This is a genomic window from Streptomyces sp. WMMB 322 (assembly GCF_900090145.1).
GTDB lineage: Bacteria > Actinomycetota > Actinomycetes > Streptomycetales > Streptomycetaceae > Streptomyces.
Genome location: NZ_FMHI01000004.1, coordinates 350,836 through 366,622, shown reverse-complemented (window position 1 = coordinate 366,622; position 15,787 = coordinate 350,836). Strand labels below are relative to the sequence as shown.

Annotated in this window: 15 protein-coding genes and 1 riboswitch; of the genes, 12 read left to right on the top strand and 3 right to left on the bottom strand. The window is 69.2% G+C overall.

Going from position 1 to position 15,787, the window contains the following annotated elements; genetic code table 11:
- Positions 1-28 precede the first annotated feature (28 nt).
- The 4 genes from coxB (at position 29) to H180DRAFT_RS09605 (ending at position 4,468) form a co-directional block, all read left to right on the top strand.
- Complete coding sequence (gene coxB, locus H180DRAFT_RS09620; protein ID WP_055485655.1) at positions 29-967, top strand: aa3-type cytochrome oxidase subunit II; 939 nt, start codon at positions 29-31, stop codon at positions 965-967.
- On the top strand, positions 964-2,691 hold the full coding sequence (gene ctaD, locus H180DRAFT_RS09615; RefSeq protein ID WP_055485544.1) for an aa3-type cytochrome oxidase subunit I: 1,728 nt from the start codon (positions 964-966) through the stop codon (positions 2,689-2,691). Before coxB ends, ctaD begins: the two co-directional genes overlap by 4 nt.
- Entirely contained in the window at positions 2,688-3,086 is a 399-nt protein-coding gene (locus H180DRAFT_RS09610; RefSeq protein WP_055485543.1) for a cytochrome c oxidase subunit 4, read from the top strand. The genes ctaD and H180DRAFT_RS09610 overlap by 4 nt, the downstream gene beginning before the upstream one ends.
- A gap of 113 nt (positions 3,087-3,199) precedes the next feature.
- Positions 3,200-4,468 carry a L,D-transpeptidase gene (locus tag H180DRAFT_RS09605; RefSeq protein ID WP_055485542.1) on the top strand — a complete coding sequence of 423 codons (1,269 nt, stop codon included), beginning with the start codon at positions 3,200-3,202 and terminating at the stop codon, positions 4,466-4,468.
- A gap of 47 nt (positions 4,469-4,515) precedes the next feature.
- Here the strand turns inward: H180DRAFT_RS09605 and H180DRAFT_RS09600 are convergent, their stop codons facing one another.
- Positions 4,516-4,932, bottom strand: coding sequence for a hypothetical protein (locus H180DRAFT_RS09600; protein ID WP_055485654.1), 417 nt, complete (start codon positions 4,930-4,932; stop codon positions 4,516-4,518).
- A gap of 197 nt (positions 4,933-5,129) precedes the next feature.
- On the opposite strand from H180DRAFT_RS09600, the gene H180DRAFT_RS09595 reads away from it, so the two are divergent.
- From H180DRAFT_RS09595 to H180DRAFT_RS09570, 6 genes are all read left to right on the top strand, one after another.
- A complete protein-coding gene (locus tag H180DRAFT_RS09595) occupies positions 5,130-5,741 on the top strand; it encodes an aa3-type cytochrome oxidase subunit III (protein WP_055485541.1) in 612 nt (203 codons plus the stop codon).
- Between the two features lie 94 nt (positions 5,742-5,835).
- On the top strand, positions 5,836-6,648 hold the full coding sequence (locus H180DRAFT_RS09590; protein WP_055485540.1) for a cytochrome bc1 complex diheme cytochrome c subunit: 813 nt from the start codon (positions 5,836-5,838) through the stop codon (positions 6,646-6,648).
- Positions 6,645-7,712 carry a cytochrome bc1 complex Rieske iron-sulfur subunit gene (locus H180DRAFT_RS09585; protein WP_055485539.1) on the top strand — a complete coding sequence of 356 codons (1,068 nt, stop codon included), beginning with the start codon at positions 6,645-6,647 and terminating at the stop codon, positions 7,710-7,712. The genes H180DRAFT_RS09590 and H180DRAFT_RS09585 overlap by 4 nt, the downstream gene beginning before the upstream one ends.
- A complete protein-coding gene (locus tag H180DRAFT_RS09580) occupies positions 7,709-9,343 on the top strand; it encodes a cytochrome bc1 complex cytochrome b subunit (RefSeq protein ID WP_055485538.1) in 1,635 nt (544 codons plus the stop codon). Before H180DRAFT_RS09585 ends, H180DRAFT_RS09580 begins: the two co-directional genes overlap by 4 nt.
- 321 nt (positions 9,344-9,664) lie before the next feature.
- Complete coding sequence (trpD, locus tag H180DRAFT_RS09575; protein ID WP_055485537.1) at positions 9,665-10,756, top strand: anthranilate phosphoribosyltransferase; 1,092 nt, start codon at positions 9,665-9,667, stop codon at positions 10,754-10,756.
- Positions 10,757-10,874: 118 nt separating this feature from the next.
- Positions 10,875-10,993, top strand: a riboswitch (SAM riboswitch).
- Between the two features lie 67 nt (positions 10,994-11,060).
- Positions 11,061-12,560 carry an aminotransferase class V-fold PLP-dependent enzyme gene (locus H180DRAFT_RS09570; protein ID WP_079099969.1) on the top strand — a complete coding sequence of 500 codons (1,500 nt, stop codon included), beginning with the start codon at positions 11,061-11,063 and terminating at the stop codon, positions 12,558-12,560.
- Positions 12,561-12,720: 160 nt separating this feature from the next.
- Here the strand turns inward: H180DRAFT_RS09570 and H180DRAFT_RS09565 are convergent, their stop codons facing one another.
- Together H180DRAFT_RS09565 and H180DRAFT_RS09560 are read right to left on the bottom strand one after the other, a co-directional pair.
- On the bottom strand, positions 12,721-13,002 hold the full coding sequence (locus H180DRAFT_RS09565; protein WP_028435764.1) for an Lrp/AsnC family transcriptional regulator: 282 nt from the start codon (positions 13,000-13,002) through the stop codon (positions 12,721-12,723).
- Positions 12,999-13,709, bottom strand: coding sequence for a rhomboid family intramembrane serine protease (locus H180DRAFT_RS09560; RefSeq protein WP_079099968.1), 711 nt, complete (start codon positions 13,707-13,709; stop codon positions 12,999-13,001). Before H180DRAFT_RS09560 ends, H180DRAFT_RS09565 begins: the two co-directional genes overlap by 4 nt.
- Before the next feature lie 156 nt (positions 13,710-13,865).
- On the opposite strand from H180DRAFT_RS09560, the gene H180DRAFT_RS09555 reads away from it, so the two are divergent.
- A complete protein-coding gene (locus H180DRAFT_RS09555; RefSeq protein WP_055485536.1) occupies positions 13,866-14,105 on the top strand; it encodes a hypothetical protein in 240 nt (79 codons plus the stop codon).
- 184 nt (positions 14,106-14,289) lie between these two features.
- The gene (locus tag H180DRAFT_RS09550) at positions 14,290-15,579 is read left to right on the top strand and encodes an NYN domain-containing protein (protein WP_055485651.1); all 1,290 of its coding nucleotides are present in this window, start codon (positions 14,290-14,292) and stop codon (positions 15,577-15,579) included.
- Positions 15,580-15,787 lie beyond the last annotated feature (208 nt).

The window sequence follows — 15,787 nt, the reverse complement described above, 5'->3', positions numbered from 1 at the left end:
CCGCCCGAAGGGCGTGGGCGGTACCCCCATGTCGCGGCGCCCGATGCGGCGGAAGCTGCAGCAGGCGTTCGCCGCGGGCCTGGTCCTGGCGACCGCTACCGGTTGCACATACAAGGACTTTCCCCGCCTCGGCATGCCCACCCCGGTCACGGACGAGGCTCCGCGGATTCTCTCCCTCTGGCAGGGCTCGTGGGCGGCAGCGCTCGCGGTGGGCGTTCTGGTGTGGGGACTCATCCTGTGGAGCGTCCTCTTCCACAGGCGCTCCAGGACCAAGGTCGAGGTTCCCGCGCAGACCCGGTACAACATGCCGATCGAGGCGCTGTACACGGTGGTCCCCATCATCATCGTCGCGGTGCTCTTCTACTTCACCGCGCGGGACGAGACCAAGCTCCTCGCGACCACGAAGAAGCCCGATCACGTGATCAACGTGGTGGGTTTCCAGTGGAGTTGGGGTTTCAACTACATCGAGGACGTCGACGGCGAGGCCTCCACCTCGAACACCGGCGACAAGGAACTCTCCGCCATCCCGGACCGGATGAGGACGGCCTTCCCCAAGGGTGCCGAAGGTGTCTACACCGTCGGCACACCCGCCGAGCGCAACCCGCAGACGAACAACCCCGGGCCGACGCTGTGGCTGCCGAAGGGCGAGACGGTGCAGTTCATCCTCACCTCCCGCGACGTCATCCACTCGTTCTGGCCGGTGCCGTTCCTCATGAAGCAGGACGTCATCCCCGGCCACGTCAACCGCTTCGAGGTGACCCCCTCCAAGGAGGGCACCTACCTGGGCAAGTGCGCCGAACTCTGCGGCGTCGACCACTCCCGGATGCTCTTCAACGTGAAGGTCGTGTCCCCGGAGCGTTACCAGAAGCATCTGAAGGACCTGGCCGAGAAGGGCCAGACCGGCTACATCCCGTCGGGCACCGCCACCACCGGCGACGCCAGGAATGCGGAGACGAATAACCCGTGAGCATCCTCAACGAACCCAAGGGTGCCGCCGCGACGGCCGAGGCAGCACCGCCCGTACGGCAGAAGACGCCCGGCGCCATGATCGTCGACTGGGCCACCACGACGGACCACAAGAAGATCGGGACGCTGTACTTCGTCACGTCCTTCGCCTTCTTCCTCATCGGCGGCGTCATGGCGCTGTTCATGCGCGCCGAACTCGCCCGGCCCGGCATACAGGTCATGTCGAGCGAGCAGTTCAACCAGGCGTTCACCATGCACGGCACGATCATGCTGCTGATGTTCGCCACCCCGCTGTTCGCCGGTTTCGCGAACTGGATCATGCCGCTGCAGATCGGTGCTCCCGATGTGGCCTTCCCGCGGCTGAACATGCTGGCGTACTGGCTGTACCTCTTCGGTTCGCTCATCGCCGTCGGCGGTTTCCTCACGCCGTCCGGCGCCGCGGACTTCGGCTGGTTCGCCTACTCGCCGCTCTCCGACGCGGTCCGCTCGCCGGGCATCGGCGCCGACCTGTGGATCATGGGCCTGGCGCTGTCCGGCTTCGGCACCATTCTCGGTTCCGTCAACTTCATCACCACGATCATCTGCATGCGCGCACCCGGCATGACGATGTTCCGGATGCCGATCTTCACCTGGAACGTGCTGCTCACCGGCGTGCTGGTGCTGCTGGCCTTCCCGGTGCTGGCTGCGGCGCTCTTCGCGCTGGAGGCGGACCGGAAGTTCGGGGCGCATGTCTTCGACGCCTCCAACGGCGGGGCGTTGTTGTGGCAGCACCTGTTCTGGTTCTTCGGGCATCCAGAGGTGTACATCATCGCGTTGCCGTTCTTCGGCATCATCTCCGAGATCGTCCCGGTCTTCAGCCGCAAGCCGATGTTCGGGTACATCAGCCTCATCGGCGCGACGATCGCCATCGCCGGCCTCTCGGTGACGGTCTGGGCGCACCACATGTACGTCACGGGCGGAGTGCTGCTTCCCTTCTTCGCCTTCATGACGTTCCTGATCGCGGTGCCGACGGGCGTGAAGTTCTTCAACTGGATCGGCACGATGTGGAAGGGCTCGCTGTCGTTCGAGACGCCGATGCTGTGGTCGATCGGCTTCCTGGTCACCTTCCTCTTCGGCGGTCTGACCGGCGTCATCCTGGCCGCGCCGCCGATGGACTTCCACGTCTCCGACTCCTACTTCGTGGTGGCGCACTTCCACTACGTCGTGTTCGGAACGGTCGTCTTCGCGATGTTCGCCGGATTCCACTTCTGGTGGCCGAAGTTCACCGGGAAGATCCTCGACGAGCGGCTCGGCAAGATCACCTTCTGGACCCTGTTCACGGGCTTCCACGGCACCTTCCTCGTCCAGCACTGGCTGGGTGCCGAGGGCATGCCGCGCCGCTACGCCGACTATCTGGCCGCGGACGGCTTCACCGCCCTGAACACGGTCTCGACGATCAGCTCGTTCGTGCTGGGGCTGTCGGTCCTGCCGTTCCTCTACAACATCTGGAAGACGGCCAAGTACGGCAAGAAGGTCGAGGCCGACGACCCCTGGGGCTACGGCCGTTCCCTCGAATGGGCGACGAGCTGCCCGCCCCCGCGGCACAACTTCCTCCAGCTGCCCCGCATCCGTTCCGAGTCGCCGGCGTTCGATCTGCACTACCCCGAGGTCGCGGCTCTCGACCAGCTCGGCGAGCAGCAGGCCGCCGAGCGGACGCTCGTCGGCGGTAAGGAGGACTCGAAGTGAAGATCCAGGGCAAGATGTTCCTCGGCCTGGCCGTCTTCCTGCTCGCCGCGGCGATCGTCTACGGCGCCTGGTCGAAGGAGCCGGTCGGTACGACCGGACTGTTCCTCGCCTTCGGCCTGGCGGTGATGATCGGCTACTACCTCGCCTTCACCGCCCGCCGTGTGGATGTCGGCGCGCAGGACAACAAGGAGGCCGAGGTCGCCGACGACGCCGGCGAGCTCGGGTTCTTCAGCCCGCACAGCTGGCAGCCGCTCGCCCTCGGGCTCGGCGCGGCCTTCGGATTCCTGGGCGTCGCCTTCGGATGGTGGCTGGTTTTCGTCTCGGCGCCGCTGCTGTTCGTCGGGCTCTTCGGCTGGGTCTTCGAGTACTACCACGGCGAGAATCGCACCCAGTGAGGCTCCAGGCATAGGCAGTCTGCAAACGGGTCGGCGCCCGGTGATCACCGGGCGCCGACCCGTTTGCATGCGCCCAAGAGGCCCTGAATGGTGACAGTTCCTACCTTGGGCCTATGAATCACTCTTCGAACAGGACGAAGCGCCGGATCTCGGCCGGCTGTGCCCTCACACTCGTACCGATGGCTGCCGGACTTGCCTCGTGCAGTGTCGGCAGCGGCGGGAATCCCCTCGCCGGGGCCCCGTACGACGCCAGCAACCAGATATCCGTCAGCGCGGGCGAGGAGGGGGCGGTCGTGGACCCCTCCAAGCCCCTCGAAGTGACCGCCACGGGCGACGAAGGGCGAATAACCGACGTCACCGCCGTGGACACCGCGGGACGTTTCCTCAGCGGCAAGCTCTCGGAGGACGGCAAGCGCTGGCGGAGCACCGCCGGCCTCGCGGCGGGCGTCCGCTACACCGTCCGCATCAGCACCGAGAACGCTGCCGGCGAGCAGGGACGCCGGACGATGACCTTTCAGACCAAGCCGGCACACGCCAAGCGGCTCGGCGTCACCTTCGGACCCGACAGCGGCACCTACGGCGTCGGCCAGCCCGTCACCGCCGAGCTGAGCCACAAGGTCAAGGGCGCCAAGCAGCGCAAGCTCGTGGAGGGCGCGCTCATCGTGAAGTCCTCCCCGCACGTCCAGGGCGCCTGGCACTGGGTCGACGACAAGAAGCTGCACTACCGCCCGAAGGAGTACTGGCCCGCGCACTCCACCATCAGTGTCAGCGCACGCCTGAAGGGCCTGAAGGTGCGCGAAGGGCTGTACGGCGACAAGGCGAAGCCCGTCAAGCTGAAGACCGGCGACCGGGTGGAGGCGCTCGCGGACGCCTCCGGCCTGTCGATGAAGTTCAGCAAGAACGGCAAGGTCGTCAAGGAGATCCCGATCACCACCGGCAAGGCCGGCTTCGAGACCCGCAACGGCACCAAGGTGATCCTGGGCCGGGAGTCTTTCGTACGGATGCGGAGCAGCAGCGTCGGCATCGGCGGTGGCGAATCCTACGACCTGGGCGTCCACTGGGCCTCACGGCTCACCTGGAGCGGTGAGTACGTGCACGCCGCGCCGTGGTCCAGCGGCTCGCACGGCGTCTCCAACAGCAGCCACGGCTGCACCGGCATGAGCACGGCCAACGCCAAGTGGTTCTTCGACAACGTGCGCAACGGAGTCCCGGTGAAGTACGTCAACTCCGACGGCGAGGACATGGCGCCCTTCGAGAACGGCTTCGGCGACTGGAACCTGTCCTGGGAGAAGTGGAAGAAGGGCAGCGCACTGCACCGCGGCGACAAGGGCCGCGACGCCGGTGCCGAGGGCGGAGCGAACAGGCTGCGCCCGCAGGTCTGACCCGTCCGGGCCGTCACGGGGCCCGGACGATCACCGTCCAGGGGGGATCAGAGAGGCTGCACCTGCGCAGAGGCCCCGTCGCTCTCCCGGAGAAGCCCCGCCAGGGCGCCCGCGAGGGCGACAGGGTCGATCGGATGCGAGACAGCGGCCTCCGCGCGGCTCCAGGACGCCAGCCAGGCGTCCTGCGGGCGCCCGATCAGCAGTAGCACAGGGGGGCAGTCGAAGATCTCGTCCTTGATCTGGCGGCACACGCCCATGCCGCCCGCCGGTGCCGTCTCCCCGTCGAGGATGCACACGTCGATGCGGTGCTTCTCCAGCGTCGATAGGACCGCGGGGAGCGTCGCGCACTCCACGTACTCCACGGCCGGCACGTCCGCGGCGGGACGGCGGCCGGCGGCGAGCCGCACCTGCTCGCGGGTGTCGGTGTTGTCGCTGTAGACCAGCACCGTGGCGGTCGGCTGCATCGTTCCTCCGCGGGACGTCTCGCTCGTGATCACGTTGCGGCAAGGAGCCGCTGCGCGGATGTTACTCCCTCGCCGGGCCGCTCAACACCGCTTCGCATGCCCGGGAGAGAGGCTTGTTTGAGCTGGACACACTGTCCGGACACACCGAACGGCACCCCGGGAGTAAGGGCCTTGTGGGCGACCGACATAATGTCGGCGTGGCGACAGCAACAGCAGTAGAAACCGGGCACGCGCACCCGTCGGTCAACCGGCCGAACCTCACCAGCGTCGGAACGATCATCTGGCTGAGTTCCGAGTTGATGTTCTTCGCGGCCCTCTTCGCGATGTACTTCACCTTGCGGTCCGTGACGGGTGCGGACTTCTGGAAGGAACACGCCGACTCGCTGAACGTGCCCTTCTCGGCGGTGAACACCACGATCCTTGTGCTCTCTTCTCTCACCTGTCAGCTCGGCGTCTTCGCTGCCGAGCGCGGTGACGTGAAGAAGCTTCGGGGCTGGTTCATCATCACCTTCGTCATGGGCGCGGTCTTCATCGGCGGCCAGGTCTTCGAGTACACGGAGCTGGTGGAGAAGGACGGCATCACGCTCTCCTCGGATCCCTACGGCTCGGTGTTCTACCTGACCACCGGCTTCCACGGCCTGCACGTCACGGGTGGTCTGATCGCGTTCCTGCTGCTGCTCGGCAGGACCTACGCGGCCAAGCGCTTCACCCATCAGCAGGCCACTGCAGCCATCGTCGTGTCCTACTACTGGCACTTCGTCGATGTCGTCTGGATCGGCCTCTTCGCCACGATCTACCTGATCAAGTAGCTGATCGGGCGCCGGTGCGCGCGAGCGTGCGCCGGGCAGTGAGAGACACAAAGCACACGCATCGACGCAGAAGATCCTGACACCGGGGTAATCCGTGAAAAAGCTCTCCGCACGACGGCGCCATCCGCTGGCGGCGCTCGTCGTTCTCATCCTCGCGCTGGCGGTCACCGGGGGGCTGTACGCCGCGTTCGCTCCCGCAGGTGAAGCGAAGGCCGAACAGTCGTCGAGCCAGTCCCTCGCCATCGAGGAGGGCAAGAAGCTCTACGACGTGGGCTGTTCCAGCTGCCACGGAACCGGCGGCCAAGGCACCAGCGACGGCCCCAGCCTGGTGGGCGTCGGCTCCGCCGCTGTGGACTTCCAGGTCGGGACCGGCCGCATGCCCGCGCAGCAGCCGGGCGCTCAGGTGCCGAAGAAGAAGAAGGTCTACAGCCAGCACGAGACCGACCAACTCGCCGCCTACATCGCCTCGCTGGGCTCCGGTCCCGTGACTCCCACCAAGAGCCAGTACGACCCGAGCGGTGCCGACATCGCCAACGGCGGTCAGCTCTTCCGCACGAACTGCGCCCAGTGCCACAATTTCACCGGTGAGGGAGGGGCGCTGACGGACGGCAAGTACGCCCCGGGTCTGACGGACGTCGATCCCAAGTACGTGTACGAGGCCATGCAGACCGGCCCGCAGAACATGCCTTCCTTCCCCGACAAGGTTTTGCCCGAGCAGGACAAGCGGGACATCGCCGCTTACCTGAAGACGGTGAACAGCAAGGACACCGACCGTCCGGGCGGCTACAAGCTGGGCGGTCTGGGCCCCGTGGTCGAGGGCCTGTTCGCCTGGATCTTCGGTCTCGGCGTTCTCATCCTCGTCGCCATCTGGGTCGCAGCTCGGACCGCAAAGGCCAGGAAGTCATGAGCGAGACTGGATCACACGAGAACGTGTCTGAGAAGAACCTGCCGACCGAGCAGCAGAACGGTCACGGCGCCGTGTCCGTCGCGGACGATCCGTTCGCCGACCCCGGCATGCCGCCGCACGAGCCGCGGATCCAGGACATCGACGAGCGCGCCGCCAAGCGCTCCGAGCGCGTCGTGGCGATGCTGTTCACCACGTCGATGCTGGCCACGCTGGGATTCATCGCGAGCTTCGTGATGATCCCCGTGGACAAGTACATCTACGTCTGGCCGGCGGGGAACATCGGCGCCCTGAACTTCGCGCTGGGCATGACGCTCGGCGTCGCGCTGTTCTGCATCGGCGCGGGCGCGGTCCACTGGGCGCGCACCCTGATGTCCGACCACGAACTGATCGACGAGCGGCACCCCGTCTCGGCCGAGCCCGAGACCCGGGCGAAGGTCATGGACGACTTCGCCCAGGGCGCCAAGGAGTCCGGCCTCGGGCGTCGTTCGCTCATCCGCAAGACCATGTTCGGCGCGCTGACCCTGGTTCCGCTCTCCGGTGTCGTGCTCCTGCGTGACCTCGGGCCGCTGCCCGAGGACAAGCTGGAGCACACGCTGTGGGCCAAGGGCAAGCTCCTGGTCAACGAGAACACCCACGAGCCGCTCCGCCCCGAGGACATCACCGTCGGCTCGCTGACCTTCGCCATGCCCGAGGGTCTGGAGGAGGACGACGAGGACTTCCAGAAGGAGATCGCCAAGGCGGCCCTGATGCTCGTGCGCCTCGAGCCCGACGACATCAAGGACAAGCGGGAGCTGGACTGGTCCCACGAGGGGATCGTCGCCTACTCCAAGATCTGCACCCACGTCGGCTGTCCCGTCAGCCTCTACGAGCAGCAGACGCACCACGTGCTCTGCCCGTGCCACCAGTCGACCTTCGACATGGCCGACGGTGCGCGAGTGATCTTCGGCCCGGCCGGCCACGCGCTGCCGCAGCTGAAGATCAGCGTCAACAACGAAGGATTCCTCGAGGCGCAGGGCGACTTCGAAGAACCCGTGGGCCCGGCCTACTGGGAGCGTCGAGCATGAGTACAGCAACCGAGACCACCGCCCCGAAGCGCAAGGCACCCGCCGGCGAGCGGGTCGCTGACTGGGCCGACGGCCGCCTGGGCATCTACACCCTGGCCAAGGCCAACATGCGCAAGATCTTCCCGGACCACTGGTCCTTCATGCTGGGTGAGGTCGCGCTCTACAGCTTCATCATCATCATCCTGACCGGCGTGTACCTGACGCTGTTCTTCCACCCGTCGATGAACGAGGTGGAGTACCACGGCAGTTACGTGCCGATGCAGGGTGTGCGGATGTCGGAGGCGTTCGCCTCCACCCTGGACATCAGCTTCGACGTCCGAGGCGGTCTGCTCGTGCGGCAGATCCACCACTGGGCGGCGCTGATCTTCCTCGGCGCGATGTTCGTGCACATGATGCGCGTCTTCTTCACCGGCGCCTTCCGCAAGCCGCGCGAGATCAACTGGCTGTTCGGCTTCCTGCTGTTCGTGCTGGGCATGTTCACCGGCTTCACCGGCTACTCCCTGCCGGACGACCTGCTCTCGGGCACCGGCGTGCGGTTCATGGAGGGGGCGATCCTCTCCGTGCCCATCGTCGGCACGTACCTGTCGATGTTCCTCTTCGGCGGAGAGTTCCCGGGGCACGACTTCGTCGCGCGGTTCTTCTCGGTCCACGTGCTGCTGCTGCCCGGGATCATGCTGGGCCTGCTCGTGGCGCATCTGATCCTGGTCTTCTACCACAAGCACACGCAGTTCGCCGGTCCCGGCCGTACGAACAAGAACGTGGTCGGCATGCCGCTGCTGCCGGTCTACATGGCAAAGGCCGGAGGCTTCTTCTTCCTCGTCTTCGGCGTCATCTCCGCCATTTCCGCGGCCTTTACCGTCAACCCGATCTGGGTGCTTGGCCCGTACCGGCCCGACCAGGTGTCGACCAACGCCCAGCCCGACTGGTACATGGGATTCTCCGAGGGCCTGATCCGCATCATGCCCGGCTGGGAGATCCATCTGTGGGGCCACACGCTCGTGCTGGGCGTGTTCATCCCGCTGATGATCTTCCCGCTGGTGCTCGCTGCGATCGCCGTCTATCCGTTCATCGAGTCGTGGGTGACGGGCGACAAACGCGAACACCACATCGCGGACCGCCCCCGCAACGCCCCGACCCGCACGGCGTTCGGCGCGGCCTGGGTGGCCTGGTACACGGTGATGCTGATCGGCGGCGGAAACGACCTCGTCGCCACGCACTTCGACCTGTCGATCAACGCGATCACGTGGTTCGTGCGGATCGCCTTCTTCGTGGTGCCGGTGATCGTCTTCGTCGTCACCCGGCGCGCGTGCCTGGGACTCCAGCGCCGCGACAGGGAGAAGGTGCTGCACGGGCGCGAGTCCGGCATCATCAAGCGGCTCCCGCACGGCGAGTTCATCGAGGTGCACGAGCAGCTCTCGCAGGAGCAACTGCACACCCTCACCGCGCACGAGCAGCACAAGCCGTACGAACCCGGGCCCGAGGTGGACGAGAACGGCGTCCAGCGGAAGGTCGGCCGCGGGCAGAAGCTGCGCGCCCGGCTCTCGAAGGGCTACTACGGCGAGCAGGCGCAGATCCCCAAGCCGACCGCCGAGGAGTACAAGGAGATCACGAGCGGCCACGGCCACCACTGAGCCGCCGCGGCACCGCCTGCCGGCGGGACCGCGCAGCCGACGGACGAGGGGCGGGGCTTCCCGACGGGGAGCCCCGCCCCTCGCGTTCTGTCCGCGTCCGCACCGGGCCCGGGGCCGCACGCAGCACGCCGGCGCCCCGCCCCACGCGGGACGGAGGTCCTGGCGGGGACCGTGTGCCGCTAGGGTGGTGACTGGCTGGGCCCCGAGGCCGGGCCGTCCCCCACGCTCTGCTCGCATGCCGGTCGCCGGGCTCACCCGGTGCCACGGCCGGAACGCGAGCGCGTGGGTTCCAGCCGCACCCCGATGACCTCAGGAGGGATCATGAGTGCCGTTCCGTCTGCCGGCTCTCCCGCCCCCGGAGCCTCCGGCCCGGGCGATACCCCTGGTCACCACACCTGGCCGGACGTACTGACGTCACTGCTGGCCGGCGAGGATCTCAGCGCCGGCACGACCGCGTGGGCGATGGACAACATCATGAGCGGCGAGGCCACCGACGCGCAGATCGCCGGCTTCGCGGTGGCGCTTCGGGCCAAGGGCGAGACGGTCGGGGAGATCTCGGGCCTCGTGCAGGCGATGTACGCGCACGCCAACGTGATCGAGGTGCCAGGACCGACGGTCGACATCGTCGGTACGGGCGGCGACAGGGCCCGTACGGTCAACATCTCCACGATGTCCGCCATCGTCGTCGCCGGATGCGGGGCGAAGGTCGTCAAGCACGGCAACCGCGCCGCCTCCAGCGCGAGCGGCGCGAGTGACGTGCTGGAAAAGCTGGGCGTGAACCTGGAGTTGAGCCCGCAGCGGGTGGCCGAGGTGGCCACGGAGGCCGGGATCACCTTCTGCTTCGCCGTGAAGTTCCATCCGTCGCTGCGGCATGTCGCCAACGCGCGGGGCGAGTTGGGCATCCCCACCTCGTTCAACTTCCTCGGTCCGCTGACGAATCCGGCACGCGTGGAAGCGCAGGCGACAGGGGTCGCCAATCCCCGCATGGCGCCCATCATGGCGGGTGTGCTGGCAGAACGCGGTTCGTCGGCCCTGGTCTTCCGCGGAGACGACGGACTGGACGAACTGACGACCACCTCCACCTCGACGGTGTGGGTGGTGCGTGACGGAGAGGTGCGCCAGGAGTCGTTCGACCCGCGCGACGTCGGGGTGGAGATCGTGCCCGTGGAGGCGCTGCGCGGCGCCGACGCCGCGTACAACGCCGATGTGGCCCGCGCCCTGCTGGACGGCGAGCGGGGCCCCGTGCGGGATGCCGTGCTGCTCAACTCCGCGGCGGCGCTCGTCGCTCTGGAGCCGGGGGACGCTCCGCTGGCGGAGCAGATCCGTGCGGCGATGGACAGGGCGGCCGAGTCGGTCGACAGCGGCGCCGCGCGGGCCGCGCTGGACCGCTGGGTGACGGCCAGTCACATGTGACACCGAGGTGCCGCCGTCTCCGCTCCCCCTGAGGCTCCGGCCGGGGTGGATCCCGGACGTGTCCGGGATCCGGACAGCGGGGCGGAGCCGGCGGCACGTTGTGCCATACTTCCCGCCAGGTCACGAGCGACAGCGATCAAGGCCCCGGCCCGCTGTCCGGCAACCCTCCTCCGTGGTGGGGTGCCCCGGGTGATGACCGGGCCGTACGACAGCAGGGTCGTGCGGCAAGCACGGATCCCTCTTCCCTCGCGTCGGCGGGGAGGCTCCATGGCCAGGGGTCCCCGGTATTCGAGGGAGACATCGCATGAGCGTGCTCGTCGCGTCCGCCACCGACCGTCCCGCGCCGTCCCGCCGGCCGGTTCGGCAGCCCGCCTCCGGCTCCGTCCCGGCCTCCGCGCCCCTGCCGGTGCTCGGCCTGGACGTGCCCGCGCCGCTCGCCACGGGCGGTGAACTCCCTTACGCCGCACTGGACTACGCCGCGAGCGCACCCGTGCTGCGCAGTGTGTGGGAGGACGTCGCGGCGTTCGCCCCCTACTACGGCAGCGTGCACCGTGGCGCCGGACACCTCTCCCAGCACTCCACCGCCCTCTTCGAGCGCAGCCGTGCCACGGTGGCGCGCTTCCTCGGCTGCCGCCCCGCGGACGAGGTCGTCTTCACCCGCTCCACCACGGATTCGCTCAACCTCCTGGCCTCGGCGCTGCCCGAGGGCACAAGCGTCTTCGTCTTCGAGACGGAGCACCACGCCTCCCTCCTCCCGTGGCGCGGAACCGGCACCCGGACCGTCTTCCTGGACGCACCGCGTTCGCCGGGCCGCGCCGTCCGGACGCTGGAGCGTGCCCTCGCCTCGGCGCCCGGGGGCCCGAAGCTGGTGTGCGTGACGGGCGCGTCCAACGTCACGGGCGAGATCTGGCCCGTACGCCGGCTGGCGGCCGTGGCGCACCGGTACGGGGCCCGCATCGTGCTGGACGCGGCTCAGCTCGTGCCGCACCGCCCCGTGCACATCGGTGAACTGGACGTCGACTGGGTGGCGTTCTCGGGGCACAAGCTGTACGCGCCGTTCGGCGCCGGTGTGCTGGCGGGACGCACCGACTGGCTGAACGCCGCCGAGCCCTACCTGGCCGGAGGCGGGGCCAGCCGCCGGGTGGCGCGGGAGGCGGACGGCGGCGTCGAAGTGGAGTGGCAGACGGGGGCGGCCCGCCACGAGGCCGGGTCGCCGAACGTGATCGGCGCCTGCGCCGTCGCCTCCGCCTGCGATGCGCTCACGGCCGCGGGGTTCGCGGAACTGGCCGCGCGCGAGGGGAAGTTGACGGCGAGGCTGCTGTCGGGCCTGTCGGACGTCCCGGGAGTGAAGGTGCTTTCGCTCTTCGGCACGGACGGCGAGGGCGTCGGCGCGGGTACCGGCGCAGGGGACTGCGCCGCGGCCGAGGCGGAGCGCAGGGTCGGTGTCGTCTCGTTCGTCGTCGAGGGCTGGAACAGCTCCCACCTGGCTGCCGCGCTCTCCGCCGAGTACGGCATCGGCGTGCGCGACGGCCTGTTCTGCGCGCACCCGCTGGTGCGTGCGCTGCTGGGCTCCGGGAGCGAGGACTCCGGTGGGTGCGGTGCGGCCGGGGGACCGTCACTGAACGCGGTGCGGGTGAGCATCGGGGCGGGGACACCGGACGAGCACGTGGAGAGGTTCGTGCGGGCCGTGGGCGAACTGGTCCGGTACGGGGCCCGCTTGAGCTACCGCACCGAGGACGGACGCTGCGTCCCGGAACCCGGAATCCTGCGGGAGCCCGCCGCCGGGTTCGGTCCCGTCGCCTGAGTGCCGTCCCGGACCCCTGCCCCGGCGTCTGAACAGGCGCCGGGAGCTCCGGACGCCCGTTGCGTCCAGCGCGTCCTTTCGCGTCCAGCGGGTCCGGTGCGTCCGCCGGCCGGCCCCGGTGCGTCCGCCGGCCGGCCCCGGCGGGCCGGCTCCGCCGCCCTCAGGCGTCCAGGCCGATGGCGAACGCCGATTCCAGATCGTGCTGCGAGTAGGTGCGGAAGGCGATGTGGGTCTCCGTGGAGAGCACCCCCGGCACCTTGCTGATCCGGCCGGGAATGACGTCCGCAAGGTCGTCGTGCCTGGCCACCCGCACCATGGCGATCAGGTCGTGCGCACCGGTGACCGAGTAGACCTCGCTGACGCCCTCGAGCGCGGCGATCTGCTCGGCGATCTCGGGGATGCGTTCGGGGCTGGTCTTGAGGAGCACGATCGAGGTGATCACGGTGTCGACTCTCCCTGGGTGGCCGGAGCGGGCGTGCCCACTGTATCCGCACGGAAACGGCGGTAACGCGCCCAGGCGTAGAGGAAGCCGAGGGTGAACCCGACCACATGGGCGAGGTAGGCGACGCCCGGTCCGTCGGTGTCCGAGCGGGCGGCGATCCACTGCAGGGCGAGCCAGAAGACCAGCGCCGCCCACGCCGGGAAGCGAAGCGGCAGGAAGTACAGGAAGGGGAAGAGGCTCGTGACCCGCGCCTTCGGATGCAGGTAGAGAAACGCCCCCAGCACGCCGGAGACCGCGCCGGACGCTCCGACCAGGGGCTCCGCCGACTGGCTGTGTGCCGCCGCGTAGCAGAACATGGCGGTGTACCCGACGCTCATGTAGCAGACAGCGAAGCGCAGGTGGCCCATGCGCATCTCGACCGGGCCGCCGAAGACGTGGAGAAAGAGCAGGTTGCCCAGCAGGTGCAGCCAGCCCGCGTGCAGGAAGAGCGCGGTCACAGGTGTGACGAACGGCCGCAGCGCACCGCTCCACAGAGTGCGGGGCACCACGCCCCAGTGGTTGAAGTAGGCGGCCTGCGCGCGGTGCAGGCCGGGGCCCGTTCCGTAGCCGGGCAGAAAGCCCGAGGCGGGAGCGGTGAGGAAGATCACGGTGCACAGGACGATGAGGGCACAGGTCACGACGGGAATCTTCGGGACGGTGCGGTTCATGATGATTCGGCCACTGGGCAGGCTCCTCGGGACGCACGGTGCGTGGCAGGGTCATAGGGTTACGCCAGGCGATGCTGTGCTCTCGCCGGGTTACCGCGTACACGTGGTCGCACCGCTGCGATGCCCGCGAACGCTCGAAGGAATGAGGTCGAGTACATGACGGTCCCCAAGCCCACGGCCGGAACCCGGTGGCGATGCACGCTCTGCGGCAATCTGACGCGCTTCGACGTGACGCGCTCCAGCAGGGTCGTCGAGTACGTCCACCTGGACCTGGCCGGGGAGCCGCAGATCGAGGAGCAGGAGGTGCTCAGTGAGAGCATCGAATCCGTGCGCTGCCGGTGGTGCGACGCCGCCGACCAGGTCGAACTCGTGGACCGGCCGGGCGCCCAGGTCTGAGAAACGGCAGGTGTGAACGGTGGTGGATGGGACTGCCGACGGCTCGGGGCGCGAGCCGTCGGCACCGGGCGCCGGGCGCCCCGAGCGGGAGCCGGGCACAGGGCCCGTCGCCGACGGGTCCGGAGGCGAGCCCCGGGCCGCCGGTCCGCCGCGCCCCGATGAGGCCGAACCGTTCGACAGGCCGCTGCCGGAGAAGGTCCGCCACAGGGTGGTGTCCCTCACGGGCGACGCACTGGGCGGCCTCAGCGTCGCCGAACTGCCCGCTCCGCTGCGCCAGTACGCACGCTTCACTCCGCAGCGCCGCATCAAGTTCGGCGCGAACGCGATCGCCGCCGCGCTGGAGAGCGAGCCCGCGTTCCGCGAGCGGATCGCCGAGCAGCTGCGCGAGCGCTTCCCCGAACTCGCCGAGGCGCTGACCTCGGGCACGCCGCCGCCGGCCGCCGACCCGGTGGACGTGGCGGCCGTGGCGTATGTGCTGCGTCCCGTCGACTGGCCCAAGCTCGTCGCCGCGGCGGGCGAGGAGGCCCAGCGCGCACAGGCCGAACGCGCGGGCGAGGAGGCCCAGCGTGAACTGGCCAGGCTCCGTGGCGAACTGGCCGAGGCCCGCACCGCGGCGCGCACGGAGGCCGAACGCGGCCGCGGGGAACTGGAGTCGGTGCGCAAGGACCTGGAGGTGACCCGGCGGAAGCTGCGCAGCGCCCAGAGCGATGTGAAGCGCGGCGAGGCGGACGCGCGGAAGGCGCGGGCCGAGCTGGAGGAGCTGCGCTCCTCGGCGGCCGCGGAGAAGTCGGCGGCCGAGAGCGAGAGCCGCAGGCTGCGCACCCGGCTCGCGGAAGCGGAGTCCGCGCTCGAGGCCGGGCGCCGCGCGGCGCGCGAGGGCCGCAGTGTGCAGGACATGCGGGTGCGGCTGCTGCTGGACAGCGTGCTGGAGGCGGCGCAGGGCCTCCGTCGCGAGCTGGCTCTTCCGCCCACGACGAGCCGGCCCGCGGATACGGTCGACGCCGTGGAGCCGGGCCGTATGACCCCGCGGGACATCGCCGCGCGCGCTCTGTCCGAGACCGATCCGGAACTTCTCGACCAGTTGCTCGCGCTTCCTCAGTCGCATCTGGTCGTCGACGGCTACAACGTCACCAAGACCGGTTATCCCACGATGCCCCTGGACAAGCAGCGGCTGCGGCTGCTGGGCGGACTGGCGGGCCTGGCCGCCCAGTCCGGCGCCGAGGTCACCTGTGTCTTCGACGGGGCCGAACTGGCCGCGCCCGTGCTGCTGGCGCCGCCGCGGGGAGTCCGGGTCCTGTTCAGCAAGCCCGGGGAGACCGCCGACGAGCTCATCCGGCAACTCGTACGGGCGGAGCCCCCGGGGCGGGCGGTGGTGGTCGTCTCCTCGGACCGCGAGGTGGCGGACGGCTGTGCGGCGGCCGGAGCCCGGCCGGTCTCCTCGGCGCTTCTGCTGCGCCGCCTGGGCCGGAGCTAGTTGCCTCGACCTGATGCGTCGTTCACACGGCTGATCGGCGGCCTGGCTCCGAAGGCTGTGTGCAGTGTCCGCTGACTCGTCCACCACGGCGCTCGCCGGCTGGTGCGCCGGGCCGGTGCTCCGGAGCGTTCGTTCCCGGCTCGTCCGGTCCGCGCGTCCCAACTGCGCTTCTGGCGCCCGCGCGTGGAGTCGGCGGCAGGAGCGAGCT

Coding starts and splice junctions, on each gene's coding strand:
- H180DRAFT_RS09555 (WP_055485536.1), top strand. CDS start 13,866: ATGACGGTCCCCAAGCCCACGGCCGGAACCCGGTGGCGATGCACGCTC.
- H180DRAFT_RS09605 (WP_055485542.1), top strand. CDS start 3,200: ATGAATCACTCTTCGAACAGGACGAAGCGCCGGATCTCGGCCGGCTGT.
- H180DRAFT_RS09585 (WP_055485539.1), top strand. CDS start 6,645: ATGAGCGAGACTGGATCACACGAGAACGTGTCTGAGAAGAACCTGCCG.
- H180DRAFT_RS09570 (WP_079099969.1), top strand. CDS start 11,061: ATGAGCGTGCTCGTCGCGTCCGCCACCGACCGTCCCGCGCCGTCCCGC.
- H180DRAFT_RS09560 (WP_079099968.1), bottom strand. CDS start 13,709: ATGAACCGCACCGTCCCGAAGATTCCCGTCGTGACCTGTGCCCTCATC.
- trpD (WP_055485537.1), top strand. CDS start 9,665: ATGAGTGCCGTTCCGTCTGCCGGCTCTCCCGCCCCCGGAGCCTCCGGC.
- H180DRAFT_RS09600 (WP_055485654.1), bottom strand. CDS start 4,932: ATGCAGCCGACCGCCACGGTGCTGGTCTACAGCGACAACACCGACACC.
- coxB (WP_055485655.1), top strand. CDS start 29: ATGTCGCGGCGCCCGATGCGGCGGAAGCTGCAGCAGGCGTTCGCCGCG.
- H180DRAFT_RS09580 (WP_055485538.1), top strand. CDS start 7,709: ATGAGTACAGCAACCGAGACCACCGCCCCGAAGCGCAAGGCACCCGCC.